Source organism: Micromonospora sp. NPDC002411, assembly GCF_053592955.1.
Map to the genome: position 1 here is coordinate 1 of NZ_JBSFBM010000322.1, position 7,635 is coordinate 7,635.

Consider the following 7,635-nt stretch of genomic DNA (forward strand, 5'->3'; position numbering starts at 1 on the left):
CGAACACCAGGAGGGTGAGGAAGACAGCCGTGGAGTCCTCCGGCTGGATCTTCGCGGCGGAGATACCGCTACGCCAGATCGCCCAGGCGGCGACCTGTTCGTCGAGCGGCACCACCCGGTCGGTGACCAGCAGCCGGTACCCGCCGCCGGCGGTGTCCCCGTCGGTGTTGGCGTCCCCGTGGGTGTCGGCCGGGGGTTGGACGTTCGGTGGCAGGGCGGGCAGCGGCCAGTCGGCGTCGGCGATCAGCTGGACGGGCTCGCCGTCCAGGATGGCCCGGGACACCGCGGCGACCGCGCCCTGCACCGGCCAGCCCAGGGTGTCCAGCCCGGGCAGATCGACGGCGTCGGTGGCGGTGGTGATCACCGGTCGGGCGTCCAGCAGTGCGCCCACCTGCTCGGCGAGGTCGTTGCCGCCGCCGGCGTGCCCGCCGAGCAGCGCCACGGCGTGCCGGGCCGCCTCGTCGACGACCACCACGGCGGGATCGCTGTGCTTGTCGCCGAGCAGCGGCGCGAGGATCCGTACCACCGCTCCGGTGGCCAGGAACGCGACCACCGCGTCACAGCCGGCCCAGGCGGACCGCAGCGCGTCGGCCACGGTGTCCCCCTCGACCAGGCGGGCGTGCGGCCATGCGGCGGCCACGGTGTCGGCGTGCCGGCGGCCGGCGGTGGTGGCGGCCACCAGTCCGATGCGGGTGGTCACTGTCAGGTCGGGCACTGGCGCTCCCCGGTGAGGACGACCACCGGGTTGGTGGCCGCGAGTCGGATCGACCCGCCGGGCAGGTCGGCGAGGCGGGCGGCGGACAGCTGGCTGCCCTCGACCGTGTAACCGGCGGCGCGCAGCAGACCCACCGCCGGTGCGACCCGGTCCAGGGCGGCCAGGGTCAGCACCACCCGTTCGGGCCGGCAGCCCACCACGGCGGCGAGGACGTCAGCGCCGCCACCGCCGACGAAGACGGCGTCCGGCTCGGGTAACCCGGCCAGCGCCTCCGGGGCTCGCCCCGTGACGAGCCGGACGGTGACCGCGTGCGCTGTGGCGTTGGCCCGGATGGTGGCGCCGGCCTCGGGGTCCTGCTCGACGGCGAGCACGGCCGCGCCGAGCAGGGCGCACTCGATGCCGACCGAGCCGCTGCCCGCGCCGACGTCCCACACCAGCCGGCCCAGCCGGGGGCGCAGCCGGGCGACGACGAGGGCACGCACCTCCGACTTGGTGATCATGGAGTCGCGGTGGGCGTACCGGATCTCCGGCAGCGCCCACCCACCGGCCGGCGCGGCGGCCGGCTGGTTGTCGACGCGCATCCCGCCGGCGGTGACCGGATCGGGCACGGCGTCGGCAGACGCCTGGGGTGAAGCAGCGTCGGCGAGCACGGCGGGCTCAGCGTCGGTGCGGCTGAGGACCACGTGCGGGTCGGCCCAGGTCCCGGTGGCGGCCTGCTCGGGGGTCACGTCGTGGATCCGTTCGGCGTCGGTGCCCAGGTGCTCGGCGACCAGCAGGCGGCGGGGCCAGCCGATCAGGCCCGCGCCCAGCTCGGCCGCGCCGGCGCCGGGCGCGGTGAGCACCGCGACCAGTGGCAGCGCGCGGCAGGCGTTCAGCGCCGGTCGGAGGTCACGGCCGTGCGCGGTGACCACGGCGGCGCCGTCCCAGGGCAGGCCGGCGCGGGCGAACGCGGCAGCCACGCTGGACACCGCCGGCACCACCCGCAGCGGCAGCCCCGCGGCGCGCAGCCGACGGACGATGCCGAACAGGCCCGGGTCGCCGCTGGCCAGCACGACGGCCGGTACCCGGGCGGCGACGGCGTCGGCGAGGCGGTGCAGGGCGGGGGCGAGCGGCCCGAGGGTGACGGTGTCCGCGCCGGCCGGTACGGGCACCGCTGCCAGGTGCCGCGCGGCCCCGACGACCAGCCCGGCGGTGGCCAGCACCGGCGCGAGCGCGGGGTGCGGCGGAGCGCCCGCCGCGTCGAGGCCGACCACTGTCACGCCGACCCCCGGATCCATCGGGGTCGCCGGCTCCATCCGGGTCATCGGGGCCACCGGCCGGACGAGGCGACGACGCGCGCACCGGCGAAGTCGACCATCGCCACGTCCACGGTGACCGTCGGCCCGGCGAAGCGTCGCAGCACCTGGCGGACCCGCTGGCAGAGCGCGTCGCCGGCAGGTTCGAGCAGCCCGGCGGCCTCCCACAGCTCGTACGCGTGCCGCCCGGTGTTGGCCTCGGTCACGGCGGCGACGAGGGCCTCGTCACCGCCGGCCTCGGCGGTCACCGCGCCGAGCAGTGAGAGGTCCACCTTGGAGCGGGTGTAGTGGGTCATCAGCACACCGGCGGCGAGTTTGGCCAGCTTGCCGGCCATGCCGACGAAGACCACCCCGGTCATCGCGTCGCCCACGGCGGCGGTCACCGCGGCACCGGTGAAGTCACCGACCTCGACGAAGCAGACCTCGGGCAGGTCGGGCAGGAGCGCGCGGGCAGCCCGCTCGGTACGCCCACCGGTGCAGAGCACCACCGTCCGCTCCCCTTGGGCGGCCATCACGTGCACGGCCTGCACGACACTGGCCCGCCAGGACGCTGTGGAGAAGGGGCGGACGATCCCGGTGGTGCCGAGGATCGAGATGCCGCCGAGGATGCCGAGCCGCCGGTTGGTGGTCTTGCGGGCCATGATCTCGCCCCGGGGCACGCTGATCACCACGCGTACGCCGACCTCGGCGAGGTCGACCACCTCGGCCACCGCCTCGCCGATCATACGGCGGGGGGTGTCGTTGATCGCCGGGCCGCCGACCGCGAGGCCGAGGCCGGGCTTGGTCACAGTGCCGACGCCGACGCCGCCGGCGAGCCGCAGACCGGGCACGTCGGTCCAGCCCACCGTGGCGGTCAGCTCCGCGCCGTGGGTGACGTCCGGGTCGTCCCCGGCGTCCTTGACGACGACAGCCTCGGCGCGCACCGGTGGGTTGCCGGTCACCTCGCAGCGTTCGACAGGGAAGCGCACCCGCCGTCCGGCGGGCAGCCCGATCTCCACGTCCGGCTGGATCTCCCCGGTGACCAGCGCGGTGACTGCCGCCTTGGCCGCCGCCGTCGCGCACGCGCCGGTGGTCCAGCCGGTACGCAGCGCGGTGGGCCGGACCTTCGCGGTACGCGGCAGGTCCGGCTCGCGCAGCGGCGGCTCCGGGTACGTCATGGTGTGCCTGTTCCCCCGGGGCGACCGGTGGCCTGGCGGCGTAGCTCGGCGCGGGCGGCCGGCTCCGCCCGGCGGAAGCCGTGGAAGTGGCCGGGGTGGTACAGGTGCGAACGGGTGCCCTCGGCGGCGAGGGCCGGCCCGACCAGGAACAGGGTGTGCTTCCACAGCCTGTGCTGCTTGACGGTGGCCTCCAGGGTGCCGACAGTGCAGCGCACCACCAGCTCGTCCGGCCAGGTCGCCTGGTACGCCACCACGGCCGGGGTGTCCTCCGGGTAGCCGCCGGCCAGCAGCTCGGCCTGCACCTGACCGGAGCGGGCAGCGGAGAGGAACAGCGCCATGGTGGTGCCGTGCCGGGCGAAGTCGCGGACCCGCTCGCCGGGCGGCATCGGGGTCTTGCCGCCTTCGAGGCGGGTGAGGATCACCGACTGGGCCACCTCGGGCACTGTCAGCTCCCGCCCGACGATCGCCGCGACGGCGGTGAACGACGACACCCCGGGCACGATCTCGACGGAAAGGCCGAGCCCCCGACACAGGTCCAGTTGCTCCTGCACCGCGCCCCACAGCGCCGGGTCGCCGGAGTGGATCCGGGCCACCGTCAGCCCCTGCTCGGCGGCCCGCTGGTAGAGCGGCAGCACGCCCTCGATGGGCAGCTGCGACGAGTCGACGATCTCCGCGTCGGGGCGGGCGTGGCCGAGCACGTCGGCGTGCACCAGGCTGGCCGCCCAGATCACGATGTCCGCCTCGGCGATCACCCGGGCGGCCCGCAGGGTCAGCAGGTCGGCGGCACCCGGGCCGGCGCCGACGAACCACACTGTGCCGTCGCTAGTCACAGTTTTCCTCCTCGGTGGTCGCGGCGGGCCGGGACCAGCAGCGTCGACAGGTACGGCAGGTCGTGCCCGGTGGCGTCGACCGGGCCGACCCGTTCGCCGGGCAGCCCGAGGCTGCGCCCGAGGACCGCGTCGGCGAGGCGGCCCTGTCGGCGCAGCTCGGCGAGCAGCTCCGGGTGCCGCCGCCAGCCCTTGTAGACGACGACGGTGCCCGGCCCGGCGAGGGCGTCGACGAACAGCGCCGACCCGGCAGTGGCCGGCAGCAGGGTCAGCGGTTCACGTCCCTCACAGAGCGGGATGCCGCTGCGGGAGGCCAACTCCTGCATCGCGGTGACGCCTGGGACGGTCGCCACCCGCACAGCCGGGCGCAGGGCCCGCACGCTCTGCGCCAGGTAGCCGAAGGTGGAGTAGACGTTGGGATCACCGATGGTGGCGAAGGCCACCGACAGCGCGCCGGCGTCGACTGCCTCGACGACAGTGCGGGCCGCGTCGTCCCAGGCCGCCGCCCGGCGGGCGGTCACCCCGCCCCGGTCGTCCAGGGCGAACGGCAGCCGCCGCAGCCGGTCCGCCGGGACGTGGTCCCGCACCGTCGTCTCGGCCCGCCCGGTGTCCGGTTCAGGTCGGTCCGCCATCACGGGTACGAAGACCACGTCGGCCTCGCGCAGCACCCGCACGGCCTTGACGGTGAGCAGTTCCGGGTCGCCGGGGCCGACGCCGACCCCGGTCAGCGTGGCGGTCATCGGCAGGCCTCGACCAGCCGGCGGGCCGCCTCGGGGTGACCGGCCCAGTGGGTGTGCAGGTAGGAGGCGTGCACCCGTCCGGCGACGAAGCCGTGCGCGGTGTCGTCCCACCGCCACGCCGGCCGGTCGCCGTGCCCCGGGTCGGTGGTGGTGCGGTGGAACTCGTGTCCGCGTACGGGCTCGCCGGCCACTGCCACCGGGGAGTCGGTGACCGCCACCGCCTCGCGGTAGCCCAGGGTGAGGCGGCCGGTCATCCGGGCGGTCAGGTCCAGTCGGCCGCACATGGGTACGCCGTCCAGGGACCGCCCGAGGTAGAGCAGCCCGGCGCACTCGGCCACGATCGGCCCGTCGAAGTCGGCCAGCTCGGCGCGCAGCGCGGCGTTCCCGGCCAGCGCCTCCGCGTACGCCTCGGGGAAGCCGCCCCCGATCACCACCGCACGGGTGCCGGTGGGCAGTGCCGGGTTACGTAGCGGGTCGACGGTGACCACGTCCGCGCCGGCGGCGGTGAGCAGTTCGGTGGTCTCCGCGTACGAGAAGGTGAAGGCCGGACCCCCGGCGAGCGCGACCCGTGGCCGCCCCGCGTCGGCCGGCCCACCGACGGCCGCGACCGGGTCCCACGCCGGGGCGGTCAGCGGTCCGGCGCTGCGGGCCAGGGCGAGCACGGCGTCCAGATCCACTGTGGCCTCGACCAGCTCGGCGAGCGCGGCGACGATCGCCAGGGACTCGGGCGCCCGCTCGGCGACCGGCACCAACCCGAGGTGCCGGGCCGGCGCGGCCACCTCGGCGGCCCGGGTGACGGCCCCGAGCACCGGCACGCCCACCTCGGCGAGGGCGTCGCGCAGCAGCGTCTCGTGCCGGGACGAGCCGACCCGGTTGAGGATCACCCCGCCGATCCGTACGGCCGGATCGAACGCGGCCATGCCCAGCGTCAGCGCGGCGGCGGAACGGCCCTGCGCGGTGGTGTCCAGCACCAGCAGCACTGGCGCGTCGATCAGCCGGGCGACGTGGGCGGTGGACGCGAAGTCGCGACGGCCGACCGCACCGTCGTGCAGACCCATGACGCCCTCCACCACTGCGACGTCGGCGGGCGTGGGGACGCTCGCGCCGTGCCGCAGCAGACCGGCGATCCGCTCCGCGCCGACCAGGAACGGGTCCAGGTTGCGACCGGCCCGGCCGGCGGCGAGGGCGTGGTAGCCGGGGTCGATGTAGTCCGGGCCGACCTTGTGCGGGCTGACCGTCAGGCCGCGTCGGCGCAGCGCGGCGAGCAACCCGGTGGCGATCGTCGTCTTGCCGTGGCCGCTGGCCGGCGCGGCGACGACCACCCGGGGCAGCGACCACGGTTCGGTGCTGGCAATCACCACTCGATGCCCTTCTGGCCCTTCTGGCCGGCGTCCATCGGGTGCTTGACCTTGGTCAGCTCGGCCACCAGGTCGGCGGCGGCGACCAGGCGCGGGTCGGCGTCGCGACCGGTGATGACGACGTGTTGGAAACCGGGCCGGTCGGCCAGGGTGGCGACCACCTCGTCCACGTCCACCCAGCCCCACTTCATCGGGTAGGTGAACTCGTCCAGCACGTACAACCCGTAGCGTTCGGCGGCCAGGTCACGCTGGATCTGCCGCCACCCCTCCAGGGCGTCGGCGGCGTGGTCGGCGTCGCCGCCGCGCTGGATCCAGGACCAGCCCTCACCCATCTTGTGCCAGGCCACCGGTGCGCCCTGGCCGGTACGCTCGTGCACCTCGCCGAGGGCCCGGAAGGCGTTCTCCTCCCCCACCCGCCACTTGGCGCTCTTGACGAACTGGAACACGCCGATCGGCAGGCCGGCCGTCCAGGCCCGCAGCGCCAACCCGAACGCGGCCGTCGACTTCCCCTTCATCTGTCCGGTGTGGACCACGAGCAGTGGCCGATGCCGCCGCTGCCGGGTCGTCAACCCGTCGGCGGGCACCACACTCGGCTGTCCCTGCGGCATCAGCGATCTCCCCTTCGCGCGATCCTGCGGTGTCGATGGGCCATCGGTGCCCCCGTCACGCCGCCACCGGCAGCCCGGCATCCCGGGCAGGCGGGTGGGTGAGGGCGGCCAGCGGGTGGTGCGGCGCGTGCAACTGCGTCGCCAGACGACGCGCCAGGTTCAGGCGTACCGGGCCGGTTTCGCAGTCCACGACGACGCAGGGAGCGCCCGTCGCCGCCAGGACCGCCGCCGCTCCCGCCGCCCGGTCCAGCGGGCGGGTGCCGGCGGTGGCCCGGCCGTCGGTGACGACGAGGACGAGGGGACGCCGCAACGGGTCGCGCAGGCGCTCCACCCGCAGCAGGTCGGCCGCCGCGAGCAGCCCTTCGGCCAGCGGCGTACGCCCACCGGTGGGCAGTTCGGTCAGCCGGGTCGAGGCGGCCAGCACCGACGAGGTGGCCGGCAGCACCGTCCGCGCGTCGGCGCCCCGGAAGGCGATCACCGCGACCTTGTCCCGCCGCTGGTACGCGTCGGTGAGCAGCGCGAGCACCGCGTCCTTCACCGCGGTCATCCGCTGCCGGGCGCCCATCGACCCGCTGGCGTCCACCACGAACAGCACCAGGTTGCCCTCGCGCCCCTCCCGGACCGCCTCACGCACGTCGTCCGGACGCAACCGCAGGGGGCCGGTCAGCCGCCCCCGTGACGCCTGGTGCGGCGCGGCGGCGCGGACTGTCGCCGGCAGGTGCAGCGCACCGACCCGACCGTTCGGCACCCGGGCCCCTGTGGTGCGCCCCCGCCCGGTGCGGGCCCGCGAACGCCGGCCCAGCGGTGCAGCGCCACCATGAGCTGACCGTAGAACCATTCGTTGAGTGAGCACCGGGGCACCGACCGCGATGGACGAGGCCGGTTGGTCGCGGGTGGACCGCAACGGTGGGCGGATCTGGCCGCGTACCGACCCG

At 75.7% G+C, this 7,635-nt stretch carries 8 protein-coding genes; all 8 read right to left on the reverse strand.

The window, feature by feature from the left end; all coding sequences use genetic code 11:
• Positions 1-715, reverse strand: a 715-nt coding sequence (locus ACWCO3_RS28155) for a cobalamin biosynthesis central domain-containing protein (RefSeq protein ID WP_450012900.1), incomplete at its 3' end; no start/stop codon positions are given.
• Positions 703-2,019, reverse strand: a complete 1,317-nt coding sequence (cbiE, locus tag ACWCO3_RS28160) for a precorrin-6y C5,15-methyltransferase (decarboxylating) subunit CbiE (protein WP_450012902.1) — start codon at positions 2,017-2,019, stop codon at positions 703-705. The genes cbiE and ACWCO3_RS28155, both read right to left, overlap by 13 nt.
• Positions 2,016-3,167 (reverse strand): cobalt-precorrin-5B (C(1))-methyltransferase, encoded by a 1,152-nt coding sequence (locus ACWCO3_RS28165; RefSeq protein ID WP_145781413.1) that lies wholly within the window; start codon positions 3,165-3,167, stop codon positions 2,016-2,018. Before ACWCO3_RS28165 ends, cbiE begins: the two co-directional genes overlap by 4 nt.
• Positions 3,164-3,997 carry a precorrin-4 C(11)-methyltransferase gene (gene cobM, locus ACWCO3_RS28170; RefSeq protein WP_450012904.1) on the reverse strand — a complete coding sequence of 278 codons (834 nt, stop codon included), beginning with the start codon at positions 3,995-3,997 and terminating at the stop codon, positions 3,164-3,166. The genes ACWCO3_RS28165 and cobM overlap by 4 nt, the downstream gene beginning before the upstream one ends.
• Positions 3,994-4,734: a precorrin-2 C(20)-methyltransferase gene (gene cobI, locus ACWCO3_RS28175; RefSeq protein ID WP_145781409.1), complete on the reverse strand. Its 741-nt coding sequence runs from the start codon at positions 4,732-4,734 to the stop codon at positions 3,994-3,996. The genes cobM and cobI overlap by 4 nt, the downstream gene beginning before the upstream one ends.
• Positions 4,731-6,089, reverse strand: coding sequence for a cobyrinate a,c-diamide synthase (locus tag ACWCO3_RS28180; RefSeq protein WP_450012909.1), 1,359 nt, complete (start codon positions 6,087-6,089; stop codon positions 4,731-4,733). The genes cobI and ACWCO3_RS28180 overlap by 4 nt, the downstream gene beginning before the upstream one ends.
• Positions 6,089-6,700 (reverse strand): cob(I)yrinic acid a,c-diamide adenosyltransferase, encoded by a 612-nt coding sequence (cobO, locus tag ACWCO3_RS28185; protein WP_145781404.1) that lies wholly within the window; start codon positions 6,698-6,700, stop codon positions 6,089-6,091. Before cobO ends, ACWCO3_RS28180 begins: the two co-directional genes overlap by 1 nt.
• Before the next feature lie 55 nt (positions 6,701-6,755).
• The coding region (locus tag ACWCO3_RS28190) for a VWA domain-containing protein (RefSeq protein WP_450012907.1) at positions 6,756-7,635 on the reverse strand (880 nt) is incomplete at its 5' end.